We start from the raw sequence: 25,861 nt of genomic DNA, 5'->3' as shown, positions 1-25,861 counted from the left end.
TAGCTCAGCGGGAGAGCGCTTCCCTGACACGGAAGAGGTCACTGGTTCAATCCCAGTATCGCGCACGCAGTAACACGAAGTAACCGGCCCCGGTAAGATTGGGGACCGTCCCGCGCGATTAGCTCAGCGGGAGAGCGCTTCCCTGACACGGAAGAGGTCACTGGTTCAATCCCAGTATCGCGCACGCAGTAACACGAAGTAACCGGCCCCGGTAAGGTTAGGGACCGTCCCGCGCGATTAGCTCAGCGGGAGAGCGCTTCCCTGACACGGAAGAGGTCACTGGTTCAATCCCAGTATCGCGCACCACCCGGAACCCCCGGCCTTCTCCAAGGCCGGGGGTTCCGTCGTTCGTCCGAGACCGGCGTCCGTGATCGGCGCACGGGGTCAACGCCCTTGCCGGGACGCCCGGTTGAAGCCCTGGGCCGGCCTTCCGTACGCGCAAAAGGCGGTGCCCGATCGGCTCCCCAGCCGATCGGGCACCGCCTTTTACAGCCGTCCGCCGCACCCCCGTCCCCACGGGGTTGAAAGGGCTCGATGTCCCCGACCCGGTCCGCTCTACCGGGTCCGGAGCGCCGCTCAGCGCCCCAGCATCACGCCCACGGACGACGCTTGTGTGACCACCGCGTCCCAGCCGCCGAAGACGACTACGAGCAGGGCCGCCAGGGGAAGGACCATGGCCGTCGCCACCAAGGGGTGGCGCGGGCCGGACCGGCGGGCGCCGAACGCGGCGCCGAACGCCCTGCGTCCCTGCGTGCGGATGATCGTCCGCGCAGCGGTGTCCGCCATGGTCCTCTCCTGTTCGTTCACTGGCCTGGTGGTGCAGATGTCTGCGTGCGGATGTCCGCCCGCAGGTGCCTGTTCACAGCGGCGGGTGTCTGACCTCGGGGGACGAGTGCACCACCCGCCGCTTGTCTTCAACAGTAGGGATCCACGGGGCGGCGGACGTCATGCCCTCGTACCGATCTGCTGGCCTCCCAGGGGATGAGCCGTCACCCCCGGGAGTACTCCCCAGGGTGGAGACGGACCCCTACGCCTTGGGGTCTTCCCGGAGGGGTCGGCCCTGAGCACGGGTCTCCGCCTCCCCCGCGTCCTCCCTCGGGACGGGCTGCTCGACCAGGGCGAGCACCCGGGTGGCCATGAAGCGCGCGGTGCGCACGACCGTGCCGCTGCGGGTGACTTCGCTCACTTCCACCACCCCCCGACGGACCGCGGTTTCCACCCTGCGCCCCGCCCGGCTTGCCACCACTTCGTACGTCCGGGTCGTGTCTCCCGCGTCCACCACTATCTCCACGCGGTCACCCTTCATAGATCCAAACCCCCTTCTGCGACGGACCGTTGAGATCTCGCACGGGTCAGCGGCCATGGATCCGCGGGCTGCTGACCACCCCTCAAGTTTCCCACCGGGCACTGACAATCGTCCGGGCCGCGAGGGCGCGGCCTATGAGCACACCGGGCGACGGGTACGTAAGCTGTGCCACGTCAACAGGACTGGCAGCGGGGATGAAAATGGCGATGATGCGGCTCCGGCGCGAGGACCCGCGTGTCGTCGGCTCGTTCAGGCTCCACCGGCGTCTCGGCGCGGGCGGCATGGGGGTCGTGTACCTCGGTTCGGACCGGCGCGGGCAGCGGGTGGCGCTGAAGGTGATCCGGCCCGACCTCGCCGAGGACCAGGAATTCCGGTCCCGGTTCGCCCGTGAGGTCTCGGCCGCGCGGCGGATCCGGGGCGGCTGCACGGCCCGGCTCGTCGCCGCCGACCTCGAGGCCGAGCGGCCCTGGTTCGCCACCCAGTACGTACCCGGGCCCTCGCTGCACGACAAGGTCGCCGAGGAGGGGCCGCTGACGGCCGCCGAGGCCGCGGCGATCGGGGCCGCGCTGTCCGAGGGGCTCGTGGCGGTGCACGAGGCCGGTGTCGTCCACCGCGACCTCAAGCCGTCCAACATCCTGCTGTCCCCCAAGGGCCCCAGGATCATCGACTTCGGCATCGCGTGGGCCACCGGCGCCTCGACGCTGACCCACGTCGGCACGGCGGTGGGCTCCCCCGGCTTCCTCGCTCCCGAGCAGGTGCGCGGCGCCGCGGTCACCCCGGCCACCGATGTGTTCTCGCTCGGCGCGACCCTCGCGTACGCCGCGATGGGCGACTCGCCCTTCGGGCACGGCAGTTCCGAGGTGATGCTCTACCGCGTGGTGCACGAGGAGGCGCAGCTGCGCGGGGTGCCCGACGCGCTCGCGCCGCTGGTGCGGGCGTGCCTGGCCAAGGACCCCGAGGAGCGGCCCAGCACGCTCCAGCTGTCGATGCGGCTCAAGGAGATCGCGGCGCGGGAGGCTCAGGGGGGCCTGCACGGAGGCCCGGACGTACGGCCTCCGGCCCAGCGGGAGCGGGTCGAGACCGAGCGGCCCACGGGGCGGCTCGACGAGCGCACCCAGCGCTACACCGAGGCGGGGCGTGGCACGGGGTCCTCCGCCGGGCCCCGGTCCGGGGCGCGTACGGGCTCGGGGTCGGGCTCGGCTCCGCGTACGGGTGGCTCTCGTCCCGGCGGGCCGCGCAGTGCCTCCCGTACCGGGGGGCGGCCGGGCACGCGGCCCGGTACGCGCACCTCGGGCGGTGGGCTGCGGCCCGCCAACCCCCGGCTGCTGCGGCAGCGGCTCACCGTCTTCGTGCTGGTTACGTTGATCGTTCTGCTGGGGATCGCGGCGGTCAAGCAGTTCTGAGGGCTCTGGCTGGGGGCTTGTCTTTCGGGGTGCGGGCCGGCCCGTGGCCGGGCGCGCGGTTCCCCGCGCCCCCGGCGGGTTGGGCGTTACGTTGTCGGGCGGCCCGTTGCCACTGCGTAGAAGGCCACTGCCGCCGCCGCTCCCACGTTCAGGGAGTCGACTCCGTGGGCCATCGGGATGCGGACCCACTCGTCGGCCGCCACCAGGGCCTGGGTGGAGAGGCCGTCGCCTTCGGCGCCCAGCATCAGGGCGACCTTGTCCAGCTTGTGCGGGGCGGCCTCCTCGATGCTCGAGGCCTTCTCGTCGGGGGTCAGGGCGAGCAGGCGGTAGCCGGCCGCGCGGACCGTCTCCAGGCCCTTGGGCCAGGATTCCAGGCGGGCGTACGGGACGGAGAAGACCGCGCCCATCGACACCTTCACCGAGCGCCGGTAGAGCGGGTCGGCGCAGTCCGGCGAGAGCAGGACCGCGTCCATGCCGAGGGCGGCGGCGCTGCGGAAGATCGCGCCGATGTTGGTGTGGTCGTTGACCGCCTCCATGACCACCACCCGGCGGGCCGTGGTGAGGAGTTCGTCGGCGGCCGGGAGGGGCTTGCGCTGCATCGAGGCGAGGGCGCCCCGGTGCACGTGGTAGCCCGTGACGCGTTCGGCGAGGTCCGGGCTGACCGCGTACACGGGTGCCGGGAGTTCGTCGATGACGTCCCGCATGACGTCGACCCACTTGGCCGAGAGCAGCATCGAGCGCATCTCGTAACCGGCGTCCTTGGCCCGTCTGATGACCTTCTCGCCCTCGGCGATGAAGAGGCCTTCGGCGGGCTCGCGGCGGCGCCGCAGTTCCACGTCGGTCAGGCCCGTGTAGTCGCGCAGACGGGGGTCGTCGGGGTCCTCGACGGTGATGAGATCGGCCACAGGGTGATACTGCCTTGTCCTGGGTGAGGTGCCAACGGCTGGGGATCGGATCCGTCGCCGGTGGTCGTGGGCGGGCTGGTCAGGGGCGGGCGTTCACGGCGACGACGTCGCCGATGACGATGACGGCCGGGGGCTTCACTTCCTCGGCGCGGGCGACCTCGCCGACGCTTCCCAGGGTGGCATCCACCCGGCGCTGCGCGGCGGTGGTGCCTTCCTGGACGAGCGCGACGGGGGTCGCGGGGTCCTTGCCGTGCGTGACGAGGGCCTCGGCGATCGCGCCGATCTTGTCGACGCCCATCAGGATCACGAGCGTGCCGCGCAGCTGGGCCAGCGACTTCCAGTCGACGAGCGAGCGCGGGTCGTCCGGCGCCACATGCCCGCTGACCACGGTGAACTCATGGGCCACGCCCCGGTGCGTGACCGGGATGCCGGCCGCCCCGGGCACCGAGATGGAGCTGGAGATGCCGGGCACCACCGTGCAGGTGATGCCCTCGTCGGCGAGCGCCTGGAGTTCCTCCATGCCCCGCCCGAAGACGTACGGGTCACCGCCCTTGAGCCGTACCACCGCCTTGCCCGCCTTGGCGTGCTCGATCAGCGCGTTGTTGATGGCCTCCTGGGCCATGAAGCGGCCGTACGGGATCTTCGCGGCGTCGATGACCTCGACGTGCGGCGGGAGTTCGTCGAGGAGGTCGCGCGGGCCGAGCCGGTCGGCGATGACCACGTCCGCCTCGGCGAGCAGCCTGCGGCCGCGCACGGTGATCAGGTCCGGGTCGCCGGGGCCGCCGCCGACCAGGGCGACGCCGGGGGTCCGGGTGCGCTGCTGCGGGGCGACGAGGGTGCCGTCGCGCAGGCCCTCGACGATCGCGTCGCGGATCGCGGCCGAGCGGCGGGGGTCCGGGGTGTCGGTGGTGAGGACGGCGACGGTGACGCCCTCGGAGCGGCCGGTGGCCGGGGTCCAGGCGGTGGCGGCGGTCGCGTCGTCGGCGCGTACGCACCAGACGCGGGAGCGCTCGGCCTCGGCGGAGATGCGCTCGTTGGCCTCGGTGTCGGCGGTGGCGACCAGCGCGTACCAGGCGTCCGTGAGGTCACCGTCCTGGAACCGGCGCCGCTCCCAGCGGATCTCGCCCGCGTCCGCCATCGCCTCCACGGAAGGGGTGGCGCTCGGGGAGACCAGGGTGATGTCGGCCCCGGCGGCGATGAGCGCGGGCAGCCGGCGCTGGGCGACCTGGCCGCCGCCGACGACGACGACGCGGCGGCCGGTGAGGCGGAGGCCTACGGGGTACGCGGGGTGTTCGACCATGGCGGCGGTGCTCCTCGGGCGGAGTGGCGTGCGGTGAGCCGCTGCTGCGATGAAGCGGCTGGTGGGAGGGGGTACGCGGTCCCGCCGACAGCCTAAGGGGCGGGCGGGTGTCGCGGCACGAGTGGGGGCCGGGGTCAGCGACCCCGGCCCCCACTCGTGCGTACGGGCTACTTCTCGGTGACGCCCGCCGAGTCGAACGTGGCGACCTCGTGCATCGCGCGGGCCGCGCTCTGCACCACCGGGAGGGCGAGCAGCGCGCCGGTGCCCTCGCCGAGGCGGAGGTCCAGGTCGACCAGGGGGCGCAGGCCCAGCTTGTTGAGGGCGGCCACATGGCCGGGCTCGGCGCTGCGGTGTCCCGCGATGCACGCGGAGAGCACCTCGGGGGCGATCGCGCGGGCGACCAGGGCGGCCGCTCCCGTGCTGACGCCGTCCAGGATCACCGGCGTGCGCAGCGAGGCGCCGCCGAGCAGGAAGCCGACCAGGGCCGCGTGTTCCAGGCCGCCGACCGCGGCGAGCACGCCGATGGGGTCGGCCGGGTCCGGCTGGTGCAGTTCGAGGGCGCGGCGTACGACGTCGACCTTGCGGGCGTGCGTCTCGTCGTTGATGCCGGTGCCCCGGCCGGTGACCTCGGCCGGGTCGACGCCCGTGTAGAGGGAGATCAGGGCGGCCGACACCGTGGTGTTGGCGATGCCCATCTCGCCGGTCAGGAGCGCCTTGTTGCCGGCGGCCACCAGGTCGCGGGCGGTCTCGATGCCGACCTCGATGGCGGCGATCGCCTCCTCGCGGGTCATCGCGGGGCCGGTCGTCATGTCGCCGGTGCCGGGGCGCACCTTGCGGGGCAACAGGCCGGGCGTGGCCGGGAGTTCGGAGGCCACGCCCACGTCGATGACGCAGACTTCGGCGCCGACCTGGTTGGCGAACGCGTTGCAGACCGCGCCGCCGCCGAGGAAGTTGGCGACCATCTGGCCGGTGACTTCCTGCGGCCAGGGGGTGACGCCCTGGGCGTGCACGCCGTGGTCACCGGCGAAGATCGCGACGGCGGCCGGCTCCGGGATCGGCGGCGGGCACTTGCGCGAGAGGCCGGACAGCTGGGCGGAGATGATCTCCAGCATGCCGAGCGCGCCCGCGGGCTTGGTCATCCGCTTCTGCCGCTCCCAGGCCTCGCCGAGCGCCTTGGCGTCCAGCGGGCGGATGCCCGCGAGGGTCTCCTGGAGCAGGTCGTGCGGGTCCTCGCCGGGCAGCGCGCGGCGGCCGTACGTCTCCTCGTGGACGACCCAGGACAGCGGCCGGCGCTTGGACCAGCCCGCCTGCATCAGCTCGGGCTCCTCGGGGAACTCGTCGACGTAGCCGACGCAGAGGTAGGCGACCACTTCGAGGTGCTCGGGCAGTCCGAGCGCGCGGACCATCTCGCGCTCGTCGAAGAAGGAGACCCAGCCGACGCCGAGGCCTTCGGCGCGGGCGGCGAGCCACAGGTTCTCGACGGCGAGCGCCGAGGAGTACGGGGCCATCTGCGGCTGGGTGTAACGGCCGAGGGTGTGCCGGCCGCCACGGGTCGGGTCCGCGGTGACCACGATGTTCACCGGCGTTTCGAGGATGGCCTCGATCTTCAGTTCCTTGAACTGCTTGGCCCGGCCCTTGGGCAGCGACTTGGCGTACGCCTCGCGCTGGCGCTGGGCGAGTTCGTGCATGGTGCGGCGCGTCTCGGCGGACCGGATCACCACGAAGTCCCAGGGCTGCGAGTGCCCGACGGAGGGCGCGGTGTGGGCCGCCTCCAGGACGCGGAGCAGCACCTCGTGCGGGATGGGGTCGCCGCGGAAGCCGTTGCGGATGTCGCGGCGCTCGCGCATCACGCGCAGCACCGCCTCGCGCTCGGCGTCGTCGTAGCCGGGGGCGGCGGGGCCCTGCTCGGCGGTCTCGACGACCTCGGCGAGTTCCTCGGCGGCGGGTGCCTCCGGCTCGGCCACGGGCTCCGGCTCGGCGACCGGCCGCGGAGCGGCGATGACTTCGAGCGGCTCCTCGGCGGCGGACGCCTCTTCGGGGGCCTCGGTCGAGGGGGCCTCCGCGGCGGCTGCCGGGGCCACCGCCTCGGACGCCTCCGCGACCGGTTCGGCTGCCGGGGCCTCGGCGGCCCGGGGCTGCTCCTGCTGCGGTACGGGCACGGGCTCGGCGGCCGGTGCGTCGGGCGCTACGGCGGTCACCTGCGCGGGCGCCTGCTCGTCGGCCGGGATGTGCGGCACGGGCACGGAGACGTGTGTGGCCGCCTGGCTCTGCGGCACGGCGACGGGCTGCGCCTCGGGCACCTCGGCCGGCGCGGGCTGCTGCGGGAGCTGGGCCTCGACGACGGGCTCTGCCACGGCCGGCTCGGCGGGGGTGGGCTCGGCCGCAGGGGTCTCGGCGGGGACGGCCTGGGCTGCGACCGGCTCCGGGGCGACGGGCTCGGCGACGGCCGGGTTCGTCTGGAGGGGCTCGGCCACCGGCTCCACCACGGCGGGCTCCGCCACGGCCGGCTCGGCGGCGACCGGCTCGGCGGGTGCCTGCTCGGCCACGGCCGGGGCGGCGGCAGGGGCCTCCGACGCGGGCTCGGCCGCGAGCGGCTCGGCGGCCGCGGCCGGCTCCGGCCGGGCGGCAGGGGCGACGGGCCCGGCGGCATGCGGAGCCACGGGCCCGGCGGCATGCGGGGCGACGGGCTCGGCGGAGTGCGGGGCGACGGGCTCGGCGGCCGGCTGCGGCACGTCGTGCGCACCCGGTGCCTCCGGGATGCTCTGCGCGGGCTCGGCCTGCACCGGCTCGGCCTGCGCGGGCTCGGCCTGCGCGGGCTCGGCCTGCGTCGGTGCGGGCGCGAGGTGGGGGCCGGTCGGGACCGAGCCCTCGACCGGAACGAACTGGCCGACCGGCTGCGGCTGTCCGGGCTGCTGCGGCGCCTGGTGGGCCGACGGCTCCGGTGCCTGCTGGGCCTGCTGCGCGACGAGCCGGTCCACCAGGAGGGTGGACTGCGCGACGGGCTGGGGCGCCTGCGCGGCCTGCTCGGCAGCCTGCGGCTGGGCGGCCGGAACCGCGCTCTGGACCGCGAACTCCTCCGGGACGACCGTTTCTGCAGAGGGCATGGGTGTGTTGAGTGACTGGTGGGGCGCGGAGCGCTGCTGAGGCGTCCATGCCATTCCGGGCTGCGGCGGAAGGTCCCCGAGCTGCGGTCCGGGCTGCTGGGCGGCGGGCTCCTCGCGCGGGATGTCCAGGTACTCGGGACCCGTGGTCGGCGGCCCCTGGTTGCGGGTCGGCATCGGGTTCACCGGGGTGCCGGCCGGGCCTCGGTCGGCGAGGGAGCGTACGACCCCGGCGGAGGTGTCCGGCACCTGCGGGCCGAGGTGGAGGGGGCGGCGGGTGGCCGGCGGGGTGGCCGTGGGCTGCTGTGCGGCGCGGGCGCCGCCGAGCTCCACGGAACCCGTGTCACGGCCTCCGGCCTCGTGCGCGCCGGGCTCGGCCTGGCCGGGCGCGGGCGGCACCTGGGCCATGGCGGGGGCGGGAGCGGACTGCGGGTCGATCCAGGCGCCCTGGGCGCCCGGCATCAGGAGCAGATCGTCGTCGTCCGCCGCGTTCTCGGAGGGGTCGAGGAAGGTGTAGGCGCCGGGAGCGGGGACGCCCGGCTGTTCCACCATGCCTGCGTTCTCCGGCAGTCCCTCGCCCGGGACCTGGCCGGTGTCAGTCATGCGTACCCCTCGCCCATCTGTAGTGCTCCTTCGGCCTGCGCCCGGGGCCGCACACGCAGGACGCGTACGTCACCCGTCGCTCGGAACGAGTGCGCCGCCCGGTTGCGAACGGCCCGCAGGCATCAACGACACCATGCATTGTCGCGGGCCTTCGCCGCCGCGGCGCTCAGTCTCGGCCACGGGCCGTGTGGGCTGCGCCACGTTGCGCGTCCCCCGGATGTGCCGTACCGCGAAGGGTCCCAAAGCGGGCTCCCTTTCCGGCCCTTGGCGAGCTGGGTGCCGAACGGCCGGGTGCGGTACAACGATCGGCCAGCCTACCCCCCGCGACGCGCCGGAAGAGTCACGGGGATCTTTCTTTCCGCCGTCCGGAGAGCAGGAAGACGACCGAGCGTTCGCGCTCCGACCAGGCGCTCGTGTCGAGGTCGACCGATTGGAGGAGCGCGCACTCGACCTCGTATCCGCCGGCGCTCAGCGCCGCTCCCACGGCCTCCGCTCCGTCCCGGGTGGCCGCGTGCGCCACGATGCGCTCCGGCCTGCGGTCGGCGCACGCCTCCACGACGGCGGCGCCGCCTCCCCCCACCCGTACGACGTCCGGCTCGGGCAGCGACTCCAGGACGTGCGGGGCGCGGCCTCGGACGACCTGGACCTGGACGCCGAAGCGGCGGGCGGTGGACTCGGTGCGCGAGCAGGCGTCGGCGTCGGCGTCGACGGCGATGACGGCGGCGCCGAACCGGGCCGCCTCGGCGGACAGGGCGCCGCTGCCGCAGCCGATGTCCCAGACGAGGTCGCCCACGCGCGGGCCGAGCCGGGCGAGTTGGGCGGCGCGCAGGTCGGCGGACTCCCCCGGGCCGAGCCCCGCGCCGTACTCGCGGGCGGGCAGCGCCCAGCCGCGCGGCGCGGAGGGGTAGCCGGGGGGCGGTCCGGCGAGCCAGCCGTCGCCCTCGCTCGCGGGGCCGCCGCCGAGGACGATGACGACGTTGGGGTCGCGCCAGGCGTGGTCGGCGGCGTTCTCGGAGGTGAGGACGGTGACCTGTTCGCGGTCGCTGCCGAGCTCCTCGCAGATGACGAAGGTGCGGTGCACTCCTTCGAGGAGCAGCGCGAGTTCGGCGGGTCCGGCGCCGGGCGAGGTGAGGACGGCGACCTTGCCGTGGGCGCGGCAGACGTTGACCGCGCGGCGCAGGGTGCGGGGGTGGGCGACGACGATCTGGGCGTCGTCCCAGGGCATTCCGGCCCGGGCGAAGGCTCCGGCGACGGCCGATACGGCGGGCACGACCTCGACCTCCAGGCCGTGCTCGGGAGCCCTGAGGGTGCGAAGGACGCCGAAGAAGCCGGGGTCGCCGTCGGCGAGGACCACCGCGCTGCCGCGGTGTCCCGCGATGCGGCGGGCGGCCAGGCTCACGCTGCCGAGCCGGATGCGCTCGGCGGCGGCCGGCACTTCGGGGAGCGCGAGGTGGTGGGCGGCGCCGGCCACCAGGGTGGCCGCGGAGAGTGCGGAGGTGGCCGCGGGGGTGAGGGGCGAGCCGTCCCAGCCGATCACCGTGACGCGGTCGGCCATCTTCGTCAGACTCCAGGTGTTGTCGCGGCTCGGGGCGGCACGGGTGCCGGGTACAGAGTGAGGGTAGCCCCGGTTGGGCGCCCGGGCCGTCGGCCCGGGATCAGTTCCAGTCGGTGTAGGAGGCGTACCCGGCCTCCGTGAGCTGGTCGGCGACCCCGTCGAGGTCTTCGGGGAGCAGGCTCCACACGATGAGGTCGGTGCGGATGTCCGTCCAGCCGCCGTCCTCCGTCTGCGTACGCGCTATCCAGGCGTTGCGCAGCACCCCCTCGCTGATGCAGCCGATCTTCTGCGCGACCTGCTGGGACGCGGTGTTGTCGGCGGCGGTGCGCAGCTCCAGGCGCTCGAAGCGCTGGTCCCCGAACAGCCATTGGGCGGCGGCGAGCACGGCCTCGGTCGCATAGCCCTCGCCGCGTGCCCAGGGCGCCACGACGTAGCCGACCTCGGTGGCCAGGGTGCGCCAGTTGGTGTTCTGGAGGTGGACGATGCCGACCAGGCGCTGGGTGAGGAACTCGGTGACCGCCAGAACGATTCCTCGCCCCTCGGTGCGCTCGCGGGGCGCGATGTGGCGGACCCAGTCGTCGGCGTCGCGGGCCGTGTAGGGGTGCGGCACGGAGGTCCAGGCGACGACCTGCTCGTCGTTCATCATCTCGATGAGCGCGGGGCTGTCGATGTCCTCGAAGGGGCGCAGCACCAGGCGGTCCGTGCTGATGGAGATGTCCGGGAAGACCGGAAGGGGGGTAGTCATGTGCCGCTCCATGCCGTGGACCGCCGTGGGGACCGGGGAGGTCCCGCGACCTCCGTGGCCCGTGAACCTATAAGGACCGTAAAGGCACAGCATGCAGCATCGGGCCCCCGGTGCGCATGGCCGGGTGCGCGGTACGGCGAAGGTCCCGGACCCCTGGCGGGGTGTCCGGGACCTTCGTCCTGCCGTACGGGCAGGGCTACTTGGCGGCGCCGAACGCGGGGACGACGGAGCCCGCGTACTTGTCGGTGATGAACTTCTTGACCTCGTCGGAGTTCAGGAGCTTGGCGAGCTTCTGGACGCGCGGGTCGTTCTCGTTGCCCTGCTTGACGGCGAGGAAGTTGGCGTAGGGGTTGCCCTCCGCCTTCTCCAGGGCGAGGGAGTCCTTGGCGGGCTTCAGGTTCGCTTCGATCGCGTAGTTGCCGTTGATGACCGCGGCGTCCACGTCGTTCAGGGCGCGGGGCAGCGTGGCGGCCTCCAGCTCCTTGAACTTCAAGCCCTTGCTGTCCTTGATGTCGGAGAGCTTGGCACCGGAGCCGACGCCGTCCTTCAGCGTGATCAGGCCGTTGGCGGCGAGCAGTTGGAGGGCGCGGCCCTCGTTGGTGGTGTCGTTGGGGACGGCGATCGTCTGGCCGGAGGCGATGTCCTTCAGCGACTTGACCTTGTGCGAGTACAGGCCGAGCGGCTCGAGCTCCACGTTGACGACGGGCACGATGTGGGTGCCGTTCTTCTTGTTGAAGTCGTCCAGGTAGGGCTTGTGCTGGAAGAAGTTGGCGTCGACCTGGCCCTGCTCGGTGGCGGTGTTGGGCAGGACGTAGTCCGTGAACTCCTTCACCTCCAGCTTGAGTCCGGCCTTGGCCGCCAGGTTGTCCTTGACGAACTTGAGGATGTCGGCGTGCGGCGTCGGGGACGCGGCGACGACCAGCGCCTTGGAGTCGTCCGCCTTGGCGCCCGCGGGCTTCGGGTCGGAGGAGGAGCCGCAGGCGGTGAGGCCGACGGCGAGCGCGCCGGTGACGAGGGCGGCAGCGGTGATCTTGGTGTTCTTACGCACGAAAAGTGCCTCTTTCTGGTGGTGCGGTGGGACGCCCGGACAAGGAGTGCGGGCCGTGGGAAAGGAAGTTCAGGAGGTCCGGCCGCGCCGCGCGATCAGGCGTCCGACGCCGTCGCCGAGCAGCTGGATCACGGTGACGATGGCGATCAGGACGGCCACCGTGATGAGCATGAAGTTGGTCTCGAAGCGCTGGTAGCCGTAGGTGATGGCGACCGAGCCGAGCCCGCCGCCGCCGACCGCGCCGGCCAGGGCGGAGTAGCTGACCAGGGTGATCACGGTGGTGGTGATCGCGGAGACCAGGGAGGGCAGCGCCTGCGGGAGCAGCACCTTCCACACGATGGTGGGGATGCCGCCGCCCATGGACTGGACGGCCTCGACGAGCCCGTGGTCGACCTCGCGCACGGCCGTCTCGACGAGGCGCGCGAAGAACGGGATGGCGCCGATGGACAGCGGCACGATCATGGCGCTGGGGCCGATGAAGGTGCCGACGGCCCAGGTCGTGAAGGGGATCAGGGCGATCAGCAGGATGATGAACGGCAGCGACCGGCCGATGTTCACGATCACGCCGATGACCTTGTTGACCGGGCGGTTCTGCAGGAGCCCGCCCGTGTCGGTGAGCACGAGCAGCACGCCGAGCGGCAGCCCGAGCCCGATGGTGACGACGGTCGCCCACAGCACCATGTAAAGGCTGTCGTACGTGCCCTGCGACAGCAGCGGCTGCATTTCCGACCAGGTCACTTGGCACCTTCCTTCACCAGGACGGGCGCCTGGCTGTCGTCCACGACGTCCACCTGGAGGCCCTGCTCGCGCAGGAAGCCGACGGGGACGACGTTCTCCTCGTAGCGGCCGGGCAGTTCGATCCGCATCCGGCCGATCTGCTTGCCCGCCACGGTGTCCATGGCGGCGCCGAGGATCGAGATGTCGATGTTGTACGTCCGCGACAGCTGGGAGATGACCGGCTGGGTGGCGGCCTCGCCGTGGAAGGTGACGTCGATGACGGTGCGCTCGGGGCCGGTGGCCACGCCGGTCACCGGGAACAGTTCGGCGGCGAGCTCGGAGCCGGGGGTGGCGAGCAGTTCGCCGACGGTGCCGGACTCGACGATCCTGCCCTTCCGCATCAGCGCGGCCGAGTCGCAGACCGTCTTGACGACGTCCATCTCGTGCGTGATGAGCAGGACGGTGAGGCCGAGCTGCTGGTTGAGGTCGCGCAGGAGCTGGAGGATCGAGCGGGTGGTCTCCGGGTCGAGCGCGCTGGTCGCCTCGTCGGAGAGCAGCACCTTGGGGTCGCCGGCCAGGGCGCGGGCGATGCCGACGCGCTGCTTCTGGCCGCCGGAGAGCTGGGCGGGGTAGGCCTTGGCCCTGTCGGCGAGGCCGACCAGGTCGAGCAGGTCGAGGGCCTTGCGGGAGCGCTCCTTGCCGGAGATGCCGAGGATCTCCAGGGGCAGCTCGATGTTGTCCTGCACGGTGCGCGAGGACAGCAGGTTGAAGTGCTGGAAGACCATGCCGATGCGGGAGCGGGCCCGGCGCAGGTCCTTGCCGGCCCGCCGGCCGCGGCCGGCCAGGGCGGTGAGGTCGACGCCGTCGACGGTCACCGTGCCGGTGGTGGGGCGCTCGAGGAGGTTGACGCAGCGGATGAGGGAGGACTTGCCGGCACCGCTCTGGCCGATGACGCCGTACACCTCGCCCTCGCGGACGTGCAGGTCGACGCCGTCGAGCGCGGTGATATCTCGTCCGCGCGACTGGTAGACCTTGGTCAGGCCCGTTGTGGTGATCACAGGATTTCCGTCACTGTCGAGTGCGCGGCGCGGGGTATGCCGGGCACGGGGCAAACGTGTTCGGGGCGCGGCTCGGCCACATCGGTGGGTACCGGGGGCACGGTGTGCGCGGGGGCGGGCCGACTTCGCATGTTCGATACGGAGCCGGGCACGGCCGACAGTCTCGCTTCGGGGCGCGAGGCTCAGGCGGGGGCCCTCAGAAGGCGCACATTCGACACATACAACGAGCACCGGGCGTCATCATCGCCTCGGTCGCAAGGGTGCGGCTGCTCGTCGTGGTCATGTGGCAAGTAAAGCAGAACCGGTCAGGAACAGATCAGGGATGTCCGAATACCGGACATCCCTGATTCGACATGCGGACGACGTCACTCCGCCGCGGTGATCTCCACTCCACCCGCCGTGGCCTGCGCGGACACGGCCGAGAGGTCCTTCACGACCACGTCAGCGACCAGTTCCTCGGCCCGGTGCGTTGTGGTCAAGGCCACGGTCGTCATGCCCGCCGCTCGCCCGGCCGCGAGCCCCGCCGGGGCGTCCTCGAACACCACGCAGCGGGCCGGGTCCACCCCCAGCCGGGCCGCCGCGAGCAGGAAGGGCTCGGGGTCGGGCTTGCCCCGGGTGATGTCGTCGGCGGAGACGAGGAGCTTGGGACGGATGCCCGCCTCGTGCAGCCGGGCCCCGCCGAGCCGGCCGGTCGCCGAGGTGACCACGGCCCAGCGGTCCGCCGGGAGCGAGGCGAGCAGCGCCGCGGTCCCGGGAAGCAGCACCACTCCCCCGGCCACGTCCTCGACCTCGAGCTCCTCGATGCGGGCCAGCGCGCCCGGCACGGCGTCGGCGGGCAGCAGGTCGGCCACGATCTCGCCGGCCGGGCGGCCGTGCAGCTCCACGCGCGCGAAGTCCTCGGCGGTGATCCCGTACTCCTGGGCCCAGCGGGTCCAGCAGCGGGTGACGGACTCCATGGAGGAGACGAGTGTTCCGTCGTTGTCGAACAGGAGGGCTTCGGCATGGATCTTCATGTCTCCCGACCCTACGGGCGGGGGTGGGGGTCGGCGCATCGGGCCTTTCGGCCCGTAATACCCTCGACCCCATGCTCGATGCCCTGACGGTCGCGGTCGCCGCCGCCGCGCTCGCCCTCGCTGCCTGGTGCGGTTTCGCCGCATACCGGGACCAGCCCACCAAGGACTGGCACTTCATCGGCATGGCCGTGGTCGCCGTCCTCGCGCTGGCCCAGCTGGTGGTCGGGCTCGTGCAGCTCGGCCGGGGCGAGCGGCCCGAACAGGGCGTCGCGATCTTCATCGCGTATCTGGCCGGAGCGTTCGCGGCCGTGCCGGCCGCGGGATTCCTCTCGCTCTCCGAGCGGACCAAGTGGGGCTCGGTGACGGTGTCGGCGGGTGCCGTGGTGCTCGCCGTGCTCGAAGTGCGTCTCTACGACATCTGGGGAGGCTGACCGTGACCGAGTCCGCCACTGACACCACGCCCGCCGCCAAGCTCGGCTCCGGGCCCGGCCGTGTGCTCGTCTGGTTCTACGGGGTGTTCACCGTGGCCGCGGCGTCCCGCTCGATCGTCCAGATGATCATGGACTTCGGCAAGGCCCCGCTGGCGTACGTGCTGTCCGCGATCGCGGCCTGCGTGTACGGCTTCATCACGTACTCGCTGGTGCGCGGCGGCGAGAAGGCCCGCCGGGCAGCCCTGGTGTGCTGCGCGGCGGAGCTCCTCTTCGTCCTCGTCGTGGGCACCTGGACCCTGGCGGACGCCTCCGCCTTCCCCGATGCCACGGTGTGGTCGGACTACGGGATGGGCTACCTCTTCATCCCGGTGATCCTGCCCGTCCTCGGCATGCTCTGGCTGCGGCGGAACAAGCGCTGACGAGCGCCGGGCGGCCCGCGCTCTAGGCGCTCGCCACGAACTCCTGGGCCGCCGCGTCCTTTTCGAGGGTGATCAGGGACAGGCGCGCGCTCACCGGCTCGGTGGCGACGGTCGCGTAACCGTGCCGTCGGTACAGCCGCAGGTTCGACTCGCTGCGGTGGCCGGTGAAGAGCTGGAAGCGCTTGGCGGCGAGCCGCGCCGCGCAGTGGGCCTCGATCGCGTCCAGGAGGCGGCCGCCCAGACCGTGCCCCCGCAGCCGGGGATGCACGATCAGCTTGTCGATGCGGCCGGTGCCCGAGCCGTCCACCCGGCCCCGCACCGAGGCGACGATCTCGTCCCCGAGCCGGGCCACCAGGGCGTATCCCGTGGCGAGTTCGGCCCGCAGCTCCTCAAGGCTCTGGGTCAGGGGCTCGATCGAGTAGTCGCCGTAGAGCTCGGCCTCGCTCTGGTAGCACAGGTACTGCAGCTTCAGTATCTGCTCGGCATCCTGTGCGCCGGCCGCAGAGATGGTCACGCTCATGCCCATGTGTGCATGCCTCTCGCTCAACTGGTCCCCGATTGTCTACCGCTCCTTTCCCCCGAGTTCAGGAGCGGCAACCTCCGCCGCCAGCATTCTGCGCAGGCATCCCAGGCAACGGGAACGCATTGGCCCCAGGCTGCCCTGTGAGATATCCAACTCCCCTGCGATTTCCCGGTAGGTGGGGTCCATCGGCGACAGCAGCGCGGTCAGCAGCCGGGGGCAGTTGCCCGGGGTGCGGCCGACCGCCGCGTGCAGGACGCGGCGCCGCTCGGCGCTGATCGCGGCGAGTTCGGGGCCCGGTTCCGGGTCCGCGGCGGGCGCGCTGCCGTACGGGCTCTCCTGGCGGCGCAGCCTGCGGGCTCGGCGCGCCTCGGCCCGCACGGCGGTGCGCACCCAGTGCGCCGGGTCGGCCGGGTGCTGCTCCAACAGCCTGAGCCAGACGGCCTGTTCGAGGTCGGCGGCCTCCACCCCGGTGCCGATCGCCTCCGCGGCGGCCTCGGCGGCGAGCAGCGGGCTGAGCTGTGTGACGAGATCCATGCCGGGCGGGACGTGCCCGCCGCGGCGTCCGGTTTCCGCGGCGGGCACATCTCACCCGTACGAGATCGCCGTCAGCGCCCGCGGAAGTCGGCGGCGGCCAGCAGCGCGGTGTCGGCGTTGTCCGAGAACACCGCGTCGATGCCGGTCGCGAAGTACGTCCTGAAGGCCCCGAACGCGTCGCCGTAGGCGTTGGGGTCGGTGCCGCGCCGGAAGTCGGCGGGCAGGAACGTGTTCTCGTTGCGCATCGTGTACGGATGCAGGATCAGGCCCTGCGCGTGCGCGTCCCGGACGAGGGTGGTGGGCCTGGTGAGCCGGCCCGAGGCGTCCTTGGGGATGATCAGGTCGAGGGTGGGGCCGATGCCCTGGGCGTACGAGGCGATCCACTTGAGGCCGGCCGGCTTGACCAGGTCGTCGACGGTGCGCGGGTCGCCGCCGACCACGAAGTCCCACGGCTTGGTGCCGGCGTTGGAGAGCAGCACCACCGAAGGCGTGTCGACCAGGCGCGACAGGCGCTGGATGCTGCTGGGCTCGAACGACTCCAGGAACTGCGGGGAGTCCGCGCGGTGCCGCCCGTAGCGGCGCAGCAGGGCCGCGACCCGGTTCTCCAGGGGCAGCCCGATGCCCCGGAAGTAGGTGGGGTGCTTGGTCTCGGAGTGCAGCCAGATCCGGCGGCCGAGCCGGCGGCCCTGCTCCTCGGCCCAGCGCAGCACCTCCTCGAAGGTGGGCACGTCCCAGCGGCCGTCGTACAGGGTGTTGCGCTGCCGGTTGCCCGGGATGCGCTCCTTGGCCCGCAGCGTCTTCAGCTCGGCGAGCGTGAAGTCCTCGGTGAACCAGCCCGTGATCGCGACCCCGTCGACGGTCTTGGTCGCCTTGCGCGAGGCGAACTCGGGGTGGTCGGAGACGTCCGTGGTGGCCGAGATGTCGTTCTCGTGCCGGCACACCAGGTGTCCGTCCTTGGTCGGCACCAGGTCCTGCTCGATGACATGGGCGCCGAGGTCGAGGGCGTGCTGGTACGAGCCGAGCGTGTGCTCGGGCCGGTATCCGGCGGTGCCGCGGTGCCCGATGACGTACGGGACGGGCAGGTCGCGGTAGCCGCCGTGCCCCCCGCCGTGGCGCTGGGCGGCCGAGGCCGGCGCTCCCGCGAGCCCGGTGGCCGCGGTGCCGAGCACGGCCGCGCCCGCCGCTCCCAGCACGGTGCGCCGTCCGGGGCTCATCCGCTCACCCTCAGTCATGAACACTCCTCAGTCATCAGTTCCCACTGGCGAATTCCGCGTGTCCCGCACCTGTCAAAGCGGGGAGTCGAGCGTAGGCGGACGGAACTGAAAAGCGGGATGCTTTATGGGTACTCGGGGACGAATGCGGGCCGAACCTGGCGCAAACACATGTCAACAGCGCGTATCCACTTCGTGAACCCGATGTGCGATCAGCGGCGACCCGCGAGTATCGTCCTCACCTGCACAGACATCCCACCCCCACCCAGACGACTCCGGAGGGCCCGTTGTCCCGCTTCGCGCTCATCAAGGCAGTGCTCGGACCGATCATGCGCCTGATGTTCCGCCCACAGGTGGAAGGCGCCGAGAACATCCCGGGCACCGGTCCAGTCATCCTCGCCGGCAACCACGTGACGTTCATCGACTCGATCGTGCTGCCCATCGTGTGCGACCGGCAGGTGTCCTTCATCGGCAAGGACGAGTACGTCACCGGCAAGGGGCTCAAGGGCCGCCTCATGGCGTGGTTCTTCACCGGGGTCGGCATGATCCCGGTCGACCGGGACGGCGCGAACGGCGGGGTGGCGGCGCTGATGACCGGCCGCCGCGTCCTGGAGGACGGCCGGATGTTCGGCATCTACCCGGAGGGCACCCGCTCCCCCGACGGCCGCCTGTACCGGGGCCGCACGGGCGTCGCCCGGCTCACCCTGATGACGGGCGCGCCCGTCGTGCCCTTCGCGATGGTCGGCACGGAGAAGCTCCAGCCGGGCGGTTCGGGCATGCCGCGCCCCGGCAAGGTGACGGTCCGCTTCGGTGAGCCGATGGAGTTCTCGCGGTACGAGGGCATGGACCGCGACCGGTACGTGCTGCGGGCCGTCACGGACTCGGTGATGGCCGAGGTCATGCGGCTGTCCGGGCAGGAGTACGTGGACATGTACGCCACCAAGGCCAAGGCCGCCTAGCCCCCAGCCCCCTTCCTTTCGCCCCAAGCCCCTTGATGTGACGGGGGCTTGGGGCGATTGTGCGTCCGGGGCCCACCCCAACGCCGCCCACCCTGCGGGGACTCGACCGGGCCGCGCCCCCAACGCCAACGTCTACGAGGAGGCTGGCCACACCCCGCCCGGTCCCTGCCCCAACTCCGCCGCCCCGTGCGGGGCTTGGCCGCAACCGCACCTGGGGCCTGCCCCAACTCCCCCGCACTCTGCGGGGCTTGGCGGCACCCCCGCCTGGCACCCGCCCCAACTCCGCCACACTCTGCGGGGCTTGGCGGCAACCCCGCCAGGGGCGCGGGGAACTGCGCGAACGGCCCCTGCGGCCCGCAGACGAACACACGGGCCGGGCCGCGCCCGCAGGGCGCATCAGCCAAGTGCGGACCGTGCGTGGCTGAGCGCGCAGTTCCCCGCGCCCCTAAGCACCGCACCTGAAGCCACCGAGGGCGCGCCCCAGCATCCCCGCCCCACAGGCACCTTGACCCAACCCCGCCAGGGGCGCGGGGAACTGCGCAAACGGCCCCGGCGGCCCCGGCGGCCCGCAGACGAAACGCACCCGCCCCGCCGCCCGCAGGGCGAATCAGCCAACCGCCCCGCGTCAGGGGTGTTCGAGGCCCTCGGCCAGCTTCTGGCCGCGTAGCAGGAACCACGCCGCCACCGCCGTGGCGAACAGCACCACCGAGCCGACCGCCGCAGCCGCCTGGAAGCCCTGCGTGAACGTGTCCCGCGCCGCGGAGAGCAGCGCCTCCGCCTGGTCGGACGGCAGCTTCCCCGCCGCCTCCACCGCGCCGCCGAGCGAGTCGTGCGCCTCGGCCGCGACGTCCGCGGGGACGCCCGCCGGGACCTCGAAGCCCCGGTAGATTCCGGTCACCACCGAACCCAGCAGCGCGATCCCGAGGGCCGCACCCAGTTCGTACGCGGTCTCGGAGACCGCCGACGCCGCCCCCGCCTGCTCCTTCGGCACGCTGGAGAGGATCACGTCGGCCGTCACCGTGAAGGCGAGGCCCGCCCCGAGGCCGCCCACGAACAGGGCGATCCCGAGCGAGAGCACCCGGGTGTCCGCGCCCAGCACCACGCACGCGGCGAGCGCCACGCCGACCGCCGCGAGACCGCCGGCGACCGCGCTGCGCACGGAGGCCCGCCGTGCGATCGTGCCGGCCGCGAGCCCGGCCCCCACCGCGCCCACCGCGGCGGGCAGTTCGATGAGCCCGGCCTGCAACGGCGAGCGGCCCTGGACGAGTTGGAGGAACTGGGACAGGAAGAACACCAGGCCCGACAGGCCGAGGATGGTCAGCAGATCGGCGAGCACGGCCCCGGAGAAGCCCCGGTGGTGGAAGAGCCGGATGTCCAGGAGCGGCGAGGCGAGCGTGCGCTGGCGGCGTACGAACCAGACGAGGGCCGCGATGCCGAGCAGACCCGCCACCAGGATGTCCCAGCGGAACCCGTTGACCGCCGCTTCCTTCACGGCGTACACCACGGCGACCATGCCGACCAGGGAGAGCCCGACGCTGACCAGGTCCCAGGGCCCCGGGTCCGGGTCGCGGGACTCCGGCAGCAGCTTGATGCCGACGAGGACGAGGACGGCCATCACGGGCAGGTTGATGAGGAAGACCGAGCCCCACCAGAAGTTCTCCAGGAGGAAGCCGCCGACCACCGGCCCGACCGCCGCACCCGCGGACGCGGCGGCGCCCCAGATGCCGACGGCGAGGCTGCGTTCGCGCGGGTCGTGGAAGATGTTGCGGATCAGGGCGAGCGTGGACGGCATCAGGGTCGCGCCCGCGACCCCGAGCAGGGCCCGCGCCACGATCATCATCTCGGGGCTCGACGCGTACGCGTTGAGCACGGACACCGCGCCGAACGCCACGGCGCCCAGGAGCAGCAGCTTCTTGCGCCCGATGCGGTCGCCGAGGCTGCCCATCGAGACGAGGAGTCCGGCGATGACGAACGAGTAGACGTCGCCGATCCACAGCAGCTGGGTGCCGGTCGGCTTGAGGTCCTCGCTGAGGAAGGGCGTGGCGAGGCCGAGCACGGTCGCGTCGACGGCGACGAGCAGTACGGCGAGTACGAGCACCGCGAGCGCGAGCCAGCGGCCCATCGGGCCGATGGCCTGGGGCGCCCGCTGTTCGGTTGCGGTCACTTCTCCACGCTCCGTCGTGCACCGCCGAGCAGCAACTCGACGATCATGTACTGGAAGTCCTTGGCGGCGACCCGGCCGTCCTGCACGGCCCAGGCGCCGGAACCGATCAGCCCGTACAGGGCCTCGGTGAGCCAGGCGGGGGTGAGGTCGATGCGGAAGTCGCCCTGCTCCTGGCCGCGCCGGAACAGCGCGGAGACGCGGGCGTCGATGCGGGCCCAGCCCTCGTTCATCTGCTCGGTCTCGAAGAGCTGGTTCTCGGTGACGAGGAAGGCGAGCAGGCCCGCCACCGGCTCGACCTCGGTGACCAGGCGGCGCAGCGCGTCCGGGGCGCCGTCCTCGTCGAGCCGGGCGGTGTCCAGGGCGGCCTCCAGCTCGCGGATGCCGAGCTCTTCGAGCGCTCTGACGAGGGCCTCCCGTCCCGCGAAGTGGCGATGGAGGGTCGCCCTGCCGATTCCGGCGGCGCGGGCCACCTCGTCCATGGTGGCGGTGGCTTTACGGGTGAGGAGGGCGGCGGCGGTGCGGAGTACCTGGTCTCGGTCCACGGTCATGAGACAAGTCTAGCCCTGATGAGACACGAACGTCTCATCAGGGCTGGTGGGCCGGCCTTCGCCGGGGGCTACTTCTTCGCCGTCGCCCAGGCGTGCTGGACCGCCAAGTCGGCCTTGATCTCGGCCAGTTGGACCGCCACAGCGGAGGGGGCGGTGCCGCCGCGGCCGTCCCGGGAGGCGAGCGCACCCCTGACGTTGAGGACCGTGCGGACCTCGGGGGTCAGATGCTCGGAGATCTTCGCGAACTGCTCGTCGGTGAGCTGGTCGAGCTCGATGCCGTGGGCCTCGCACTCCTTGACGCACTCGCCCGCGACCTCGTGCGCGACCCGGAACGGCACGCCCCGCTTGACCAGCCACTCGGCGATGTCGGTGGCCAGCGAGAAGCCCGCCGGGGCGAGCTCCTCCATGCGCTCCCGGTTGACGGTGAGCGTGGCCATCATGCCGGTGAAGGCGGGCAGCAGCAGCTCCAGCTGGTCGCAGGAGTCGAAGACCGGCTCCTTGTCCTCCTGCAGGTCCCGGTTGTAGGCGAGCGGCAGCGCCTTCAGCGTCGCCATCAGGCCGGTGAGGTTGCCGATGAGCCGGCCCGACTTGCCGCGCGCGAGCTCGGCGATGTCCGGGTTCTTCTTCTGCGGCATGATCGACGAGCCCGTGGAGAAGGCGTCGTGCAGGGTCACGAAGGAGAACTCCTTCGTGTTCCAGATGATGATCTCCTCCGCGATCCGCGACAGGTTCACACCGGTCATCGCCGTGATGAAGGCGAACTCGGCGACGAAGTCCCGCGAGGCCGTGCCGTCGATCGAGTTGCCGACCGAGCCGTGCTCGAAGCCGAGGTCGGCCGCGACCGCCTCCGGGTCGAGCCCGAGCGAGGAACCGGCGAGCGCGCCCGAGCCGTACGGCGAGACCGCGGTCCGCTCGTCCCACTGCCGCAGCCGCTCGGCGTCCCGCGAGAGCGACTGGACGTGGGCCAGCACGTGGTGGGCGAAGAGGACGGGCTGGGCGTGCTGGAGGTGGGTGCGGCCGGGCATCGCGACGTCCGGGTGCGCCTCGGCGAGGCCGACCAGGGCGTCCTGGAGCTCGGCGATCAGGCCGCCGATGGTGCGGGCGTGGTCGCGCAGGTACATCCGGAAGAGCGTGGCGACCTGGTCGTTGCGGGACCGGCCGGCCCGCAGCTTGCCGCCGAGGTCCGCGCCGAGGCGCTCAAGGAGGCCGCGTTCCAGGGCGGTGTGGCAGTCCTCGTCCGCGACGGTGCCGACGAACGAGCCGTCGGCGACGTCGCTCTCCAGCTGGTCGAGGCCCGCGATCATGCGCTGGAGTTCGTCGGCGGTGAGCAGGCCCGCCTTGTGGAGCACGCGGGCGTGGGCGCGCGAGCCGGCGATGTCGTACGGGGCGAGCCGCCAGTCGAAGTGGACCGAAGCGGACAGCTTCGCCAGCGCCTCGGCGGGACCGTCGGCGAACCGGGCGCCCCAGAGCCGGACGTCACCGTTGTTGCTGCTCACAGCTCAAGCTCCTCAGAAGTGGATGTGCGGCCGCCTCCCCGCCGCGGAGGAACGGGGAGGCGGCCGTACAACGAGTCGGGCCGACCCGAAGTCGCGCCGGGCGACATTCTCGCCGTTAGGCATAACTATGCAATCCACCGTATGTTTTGTCAACGGCTCAAGGTCCCGACGGCTCGACGGCTCAGTCGCTCCTCGACTGCTCAGTGGCTCTACGGGCCGAACAGGCTCCCCCGCTCCAACCACCGGGTGGCGGCCCGGCACCCCCCGCGCCGCCGCCCGACCGCACGTACGGAGCAACTCCGGCCGGTTGGGGCGGCCCGGCGCCACTGCGGCGCATACGGTCCGGAGCATGCGCATCGTTGCCCTGCTCCTGGCGTCCCTGCTGGTTCCGCTCGCCGCGCCCGCGCACCCCGCGCCGCTGCCGCCGCTGCCCGAACGGCTCGCCCGCACCGGGGGCGGCAGCCAGCTCCTGACCGCCGAGGCGCCCGACACCGGGGCCACCACCGGCCGGCTCACCTGGTGGGACAGGCGCGGCGGACGCTGGGTGGAGGTGGGCTCGGCGCCGGCCAGGTTCGGCGCGAAGGGCCTGGTGGAGGGCGCCTCGCGGGTCCAGGGCACGGACACCACGCCGACCGGCCTCTACCCGCTCCCGTACGCCTTCGGGGTGGCGGCCGCGCCGCCCGGCACCCGCTACCCCTACCGGCGCGCCACGGACCGGTCCTGGTGGTGCGAGGACAACGAGGCCCGCGCCTACAACCGCTGGGTGGAGGGCCTGCCCCGGGACTGCCGGGCGGGCGAGTCGGAACACCTGACGGCGTACGCGAGCCAGTACGCCCGGGCGCTCGTCATCGGCTTCAATTACTGGCGGCCCGTGCGCGGCCGGGGCGCCGGGATCTTCCTGCACGTCAACGGGCGGGGTGCGACGGCCGGTTGCGTATCCGTGCCGGCCGAGGCGATGGACCGGGTCCTCGCCTGGGCGGACCCGGCGCGGCTCCCCCACATCGCGATCGGCACGACCGGCGGCCCGACCGCGATCACGCGGTACTGAACTCGCCCACCACACAGGGGAGTTGGGGATCAGGACCCCAACTCCCGGTCAGCGGTGGTCGTTCTGGGCCAGGCGCAGCAGATGGTCCGCGAGGGCCTGGCCGCCCGACGGGTCGCGGCTGATCAGCATCAGGGTGTCGTCACCCGCGATCGTGCCGAGGATGTCGTGCAGTTCGGCCTGGTCGATGGCCGAGGCGAGGAACTGCGCGGCGCCGGGCGGAGTGCGCAGGACCACCAGGTTGGCGGAGGCCTCCGCGGAGATGAGGAGTTCCGCGGACAGCCGGCGCATCCGCTCCTCCTTCGCCGACTCCCCGAGCGGCGCCTTCGGCGTACGGAAACCGCCCTCGCTGGGCACCGCGTAGATCAGCTCGCCGCCGGTGTTGCGGATCTTCACCGCGCCCAGCTCGTCGAGGTCGCGGGAGAGCGTCGCCTGGGTGACGCTCAGCCCGTCGTCGGCGAGGAGCTTGGCGAGCTGGCTCTGGGACCGCACCGGCTGCCGGTTGAGGATGTCCACGATCCGGCGGTGGCGGGCGGTGCGGGTCTGCGGTACGGCGGGGCCGCCCGGGTCGAAGTCCTGCGCCTCGTCGGTCATCGTCGTCTCATTCTCCGGATCGTCCGTCCCCGTTGACTGTGCCGAGGACGCCGGGCAGTGCCTGGAGGAACGCGTCCACCTCCGCGTCACCGATGATGAGCGGCGGCATGAGCCGTACGACATCGGGGGCGGGCACGTTGACCAGGAAGCCGGCATCCTGAGCCGCCTGCTGCACCTGAGGTGCGAGGGGCTCGTTGAGCACGATACCCAGCAGCAGCCCCGCACCACGGACATGGGAGACCAGCGGGTGCCCCAGGGCCTCGATTCCGTCGCGCAGCCTCTCGCCGGTCCGCTTGACCCGGTCGAGCGCTCCGTCGGCGGACAGCACGTCGAGCACGGCGAGGCCGGCGGCGCAGGCGACCGGGTTCCCGCCGAAGGTGGTGCCGTGCATGCCGGGCTTCAACAGCTCGGCCGCCGCGCCGAAGGCGACCGCGGCGCCGATCGGCAGACCGCCGCCCAGCCCCTTGGCCAGGGTCACGACATCGGGCTCGACGCCCTCGTGCCGCTGGTACTCGAACCAGGAGCCGGTCCGCCCGATGCCGGTCTGCACCTCGTCGAGGACGAGCAGCGCCCCGGTGGCGCGGGTGATCTCGCGGGCGGCCTTGAGGTAGCCGGCCGGCGGGACGACGACGCCGATCTCGCCCTGGATGGGCTCGATGACGACGAACGCGGTCTCCTCGGTGACGGCCGCCCGCAGCGCCTCGACGTCCCCGAACGGCACGTGGGTGACATCGCCGGGCAGCGGCAGGAACGGCGTCCGCTTGCCCTCCTGGCCGGTGAGGGCGAGCGAGCCCATCGTCCGGCCGTGGAAACCGCCGTGTGTGGCGACCATGTGGGTGCGCCCGGTCAGCCGGCCGATCTTGAAGGCGGCCTCGTTGGCCTCGGCCCCGGAGTTGCAGAAGAAAACCCTGCCGGGCCGGCCGAAGAGCTGGACGAGCCGCTCGGCGAGCGCCACCGGCGGCTCCGCCACGAACAGGTTCGAGACGTGCCCGAGCGAGGCGATCTGCTGGGACACGGCCTGGACGACGGCCGGGTGGGCGTGGCCGAGCGCGTTGACCGCGATGCCGCCCACGAAGTCGGCGTACGCGGTGCCGTCCGCGTCCCAGACCGTCGCCCCGGCGCCGCGCACCAGCGACAGCTTCGGCGTGCCGTAGTTGTCCGTCATGACCTGCTGCCAGCGCTG

Annotated in this window: 24 protein-coding genes and 3 tRNA genes; 8 read left to right on the top strand and 19 right to left on the bottom strand. The window is 72.6% G+C overall.

The features are described from left to right. The first annotated feature begins 1 nt into the window (after nucleotide 1). The 3 genes from ACFYZA_RS25430 to ACFYZA_RS25420 all read left to right on the top strand — a co-directional run bounded on the left by ACFYZA_RS25430 (nucleotide 2) and on the right by ACFYZA_RS25420 (nucleotide 306). Nucleotides 2-62, top strand: a tRNA-Val gene (locus tag ACFYZA_RS25430). Nucleotides 63-112: 50 nt separating this feature from the next. Then, a tRNA-Val gene (locus ACFYZA_RS25425) sits at nucleotides 113-184 on the top strand. A 47-nt stretch (nucleotides 185-231) separates the two neighbouring features. After that, a tRNA-Val gene (locus ACFYZA_RS25420) sits at nucleotides 232-306 on the top strand. Between the two features lie 270 nt (nucleotides 307-576). Here ACFYZA_RS25420 and ACFYZA_RS25415 read toward each other — a convergent pair. Continuing rightward, a complete protein-coding gene (locus tag ACFYZA_RS25415; protein ID WP_382600876.1) occupies nucleotides 577-786 on the bottom strand; it encodes a hypothetical protein in 210 nt (69 codons plus the stop codon). Between the two features lie 241 nt (nucleotides 787-1,027). Then, the gene (locus tag ACFYZA_RS25410; RefSeq protein ID WP_382600874.1) at nucleotides 1,028-1,306 is read right to left on the bottom strand and encodes a hypothetical protein; all 279 of its coding nucleotides are present in this window, start codon (nucleotides 1,304-1,306) and stop codon (nucleotides 1,028-1,030) included. 200 nt (nucleotides 1,307-1,506) lie between these two features. Between ACFYZA_RS25410 and ACFYZA_RS25405 the strand changes: the two genes are divergently transcribed. After that, on the top strand, nucleotides 1,507-2,709 hold the full coding sequence (locus ACFYZA_RS25405; protein ID WP_382600878.1) for a protein kinase: 1,203 nt from the start codon (nucleotides 1,507-1,509) through the stop codon (nucleotides 2,707-2,709). Nucleotides 2,710-2,795: 86 nt separating this feature from the next. Here the strand turns inward: ACFYZA_RS25405 and ACFYZA_RS25400 are convergent, their stop codons facing one another. The 9 genes from ACFYZA_RS25400 to ACFYZA_RS25360 form a co-directional block, all read right to left on the bottom strand. Next, the gene (locus ACFYZA_RS25400) at nucleotides 2,796-3,614 is read right to left on the bottom strand and encodes a TrmH family RNA methyltransferase (protein ID WP_382600872.1); all 819 of its coding nucleotides are present in this window, start codon (nucleotides 3,612-3,614) and stop codon (nucleotides 2,796-2,798) included. Nucleotides 3,615-3,693: 79 nt separating this feature from the next. Then, nucleotides 3,694-4,914: a uroporphyrinogen-III C-methyltransferase gene (gene cobA, locus ACFYZA_RS25395; protein ID WP_388492921.1), complete on the bottom strand. Its 1,221-nt coding sequence runs from the start codon at nucleotides 4,912-4,914 to the stop codon at nucleotides 3,694-3,696. A gap of 167 nt (nucleotides 4,915-5,081) precedes the next feature. After that, nucleotides 5,082-8,618 carry a nicotinate-nucleotide--dimethylbenzimidazole phosphoribosyltransferase gene (cobT, locus tag ACFYZA_RS25390; protein ID WP_388492920.1) on the bottom strand — a complete coding sequence of 1,179 codons (3,537 nt, stop codon included), beginning with the start codon at nucleotides 8,616-8,618 and terminating at the stop codon, nucleotides 5,082-5,084. A gap of 340 nt (nucleotides 8,619-8,958) precedes the next feature. Continuing rightward, on the bottom strand, nucleotides 8,959-10,173 hold the full coding sequence (gene cbiE / locus ACFYZA_RS25385; RefSeq protein ID WP_382599001.1) for a precorrin-6y C5,15-methyltransferase (decarboxylating) subunit CbiE: 1,215 nt from the start codon (nucleotides 10,171-10,173) through the stop codon (nucleotides 8,959-8,961). A 100-nt stretch (nucleotides 10,174-10,273) separates the two neighbouring features. Then, nucleotides 10,274-10,930 carry a GNAT family N-acetyltransferase gene (locus ACFYZA_RS25380; RefSeq protein ID WP_382599003.1) on the bottom strand — a complete coding sequence of 219 codons (657 nt, stop codon included), beginning with the start codon at nucleotides 10,928-10,930 and terminating at the stop codon, nucleotides 10,274-10,276. A gap of 184 nt (nucleotides 10,931-11,114) precedes the next feature. Continuing rightward, nucleotides 11,115-11,966, bottom strand: a complete 852-nt coding sequence (locus ACFYZA_RS25375) for a MetQ/NlpA family ABC transporter substrate-binding protein (protein WP_388492919.1) — start codon at nucleotides 11,964-11,966, stop codon at nucleotides 11,115-11,117. 69 nt (nucleotides 11,967-12,035) lie between these two features. After that, the gene (locus tag ACFYZA_RS25370; protein WP_382599008.1) at nucleotides 12,036-12,704 is read right to left on the bottom strand and encodes a methionine ABC transporter permease; all 669 of its coding nucleotides are present in this window, start codon (nucleotides 12,702-12,704) and stop codon (nucleotides 12,036-12,038) included. After that, the gene (locus ACFYZA_RS25365) at nucleotides 12,701-13,741 is read right to left on the bottom strand and encodes a methionine ABC transporter ATP-binding protein (protein WP_382599010.1); all 1,041 of its coding nucleotides are present in this window, start codon (nucleotides 13,739-13,741) and stop codon (nucleotides 12,701-12,703) included. Before ACFYZA_RS25365 ends, ACFYZA_RS25370 begins: the two co-directional genes overlap by 4 nt. Before the next feature lie 365 nt (nucleotides 13,742-14,106). Then, nucleotides 14,107-14,754, bottom strand: coding sequence for an HAD-IA family hydrolase (locus ACFYZA_RS25360; RefSeq protein ID WP_382599012.1), 648 nt, complete (start codon nucleotides 14,752-14,754; stop codon nucleotides 14,107-14,109). Between the two features lie 71 nt (nucleotides 14,755-14,825). Between ACFYZA_RS25360 and ACFYZA_RS25355 the strand changes: the two genes are divergently transcribed. Together ACFYZA_RS25355 and ACFYZA_RS25350 are read left to right on the top strand one after the other, a co-directional pair. Then, entirely contained in the window at nucleotides 14,826-15,185 is a 360-nt protein-coding gene (locus ACFYZA_RS25355) for a hypothetical protein (RefSeq protein WP_161256366.1), read from the top strand. 2 nt (nucleotides 15,186-15,187) lie between these two features. After that, nucleotides 15,188-15,604, top strand: a complete 417-nt coding sequence (locus ACFYZA_RS25350; protein ID WP_382599014.1) for a hypothetical protein — start codon at nucleotides 15,188-15,190, stop codon at nucleotides 15,602-15,604. A gap of 22 nt (nucleotides 15,605-15,626) precedes the next feature. On the opposite strand, the gene ACFYZA_RS25345 is transcribed toward ACFYZA_RS25350, so the two are convergent. The 3 genes from ACFYZA_RS25345 to ACFYZA_RS25335 form a co-directional block, all read right to left on the bottom strand. Next, nucleotides 15,627-16,130, bottom strand: a complete 504-nt coding sequence (locus tag ACFYZA_RS25345; RefSeq protein WP_388492915.1) for a GNAT family N-acetyltransferase — start codon at nucleotides 16,128-16,130, stop codon at nucleotides 15,627-15,629. Between the two features lie 36 nt (nucleotides 16,131-16,166). Further along, nucleotides 16,167-16,661 carry a sigma-70 family RNA polymerase sigma factor gene (locus ACFYZA_RS25340; RefSeq protein WP_388492914.1) on the bottom strand — a complete coding sequence of 165 codons (495 nt, stop codon included), beginning with the start codon at nucleotides 16,659-16,661 and terminating at the stop codon, nucleotides 16,167-16,169. A 71-nt stretch (nucleotides 16,662-16,732) separates the two neighbouring features. Next, the gene (locus ACFYZA_RS25335; RefSeq protein ID WP_388492913.1) at nucleotides 16,733-17,893 is read right to left on the bottom strand and encodes a glycerophosphodiester phosphodiesterase; all 1,161 of its coding nucleotides are present in this window, start codon (nucleotides 17,891-17,893) and stop codon (nucleotides 16,733-16,735) included. Between the two features lie 317 nt (nucleotides 17,894-18,210). Between ACFYZA_RS25335 and ACFYZA_RS25330 the strand changes: the two genes are divergently transcribed. Next, nucleotides 18,211-18,831 carry a lysophospholipid acyltransferase family protein gene (locus ACFYZA_RS25330; protein ID WP_382599021.1) on the top strand — a complete coding sequence of 207 codons (621 nt, stop codon included), beginning with the start codon at nucleotides 18,211-18,213 and terminating at the stop codon, nucleotides 18,829-18,831. A 625-nt stretch (nucleotides 18,832-19,456) separates the two neighbouring features. Here the strand turns inward: ACFYZA_RS25330 and ACFYZA_RS25325 are convergent. The 3 genes from ACFYZA_RS25325 to argH form a co-directional block, all read right to left on the bottom strand. Next, nucleotides 19,457-20,953, bottom strand: coding sequence for an MFS transporter (locus ACFYZA_RS25325; RefSeq protein WP_382599061.1), 1,497 nt, complete (start codon nucleotides 20,951-20,953; stop codon nucleotides 19,457-19,459). A 38-nt stretch (nucleotides 20,954-20,991) separates the two neighbouring features. Further along, a complete protein-coding gene (locus tag ACFYZA_RS25320) occupies nucleotides 20,992-21,543 on the bottom strand; it encodes a TetR/AcrR family transcriptional regulator (RefSeq protein WP_382599023.1) in 552 nt (183 codons plus the stop codon). A gap of 68 nt (nucleotides 21,544-21,611) precedes the next feature. After that, nucleotides 21,612-23,039 (bottom strand): argininosuccinate lyase, encoded by a 1,428-nt coding sequence (argH, locus tag ACFYZA_RS25315; protein WP_388492911.1) that lies wholly within the window; start codon nucleotides 23,037-23,039, stop codon nucleotides 21,612-21,614. A gap of 349 nt (nucleotides 23,040-23,388) precedes the next feature. Here argH and ACFYZA_RS25310 point away from each other — a divergent pair, with 349 nt between their 5' ends. Further along, entirely contained in the window at nucleotides 23,389-24,087 is a 699-nt protein-coding gene (locus tag ACFYZA_RS25310; RefSeq protein WP_382599027.1) for a L,D-transpeptidase, read from the top strand. 48 nt (nucleotides 24,088-24,135) lie between these two features. On the opposite strand, the gene ACFYZA_RS25305 is transcribed toward ACFYZA_RS25310, so the two are convergent. Beyond that, a complete protein-coding gene (locus ACFYZA_RS25305) occupies nucleotides 24,136-24,678 on the bottom strand; it encodes an arginine repressor (protein WP_100577228.1) in 543 nt (180 codons plus the stop codon). Between the two features lie 7 nt (nucleotides 24,679-24,685). Then, the gene (locus ACFYZA_RS25300; protein WP_388492973.1) at nucleotides 24,686-25,843 is read right to left on the bottom strand and encodes an acetylornithine transaminase; all 1,158 of its coding nucleotides are present in this window, start codon (nucleotides 25,841-25,843) and stop codon (nucleotides 24,686-24,688) included. Nucleotides 25,844-25,861: the final 18 nt, after the last annotated feature.

Source organism: Streptomyces sp. NPDC001828, from assembly GCF_042892175.1.
In the GTDB taxonomy this organism is placed as follows: Bacteria; Actinomycetota; Actinomycetes; order Streptomycetales; family Streptomycetaceae; genus Streptomyces.
This window is presented reverse-complemented; position numbering and strand designations above follow the sequence as displayed.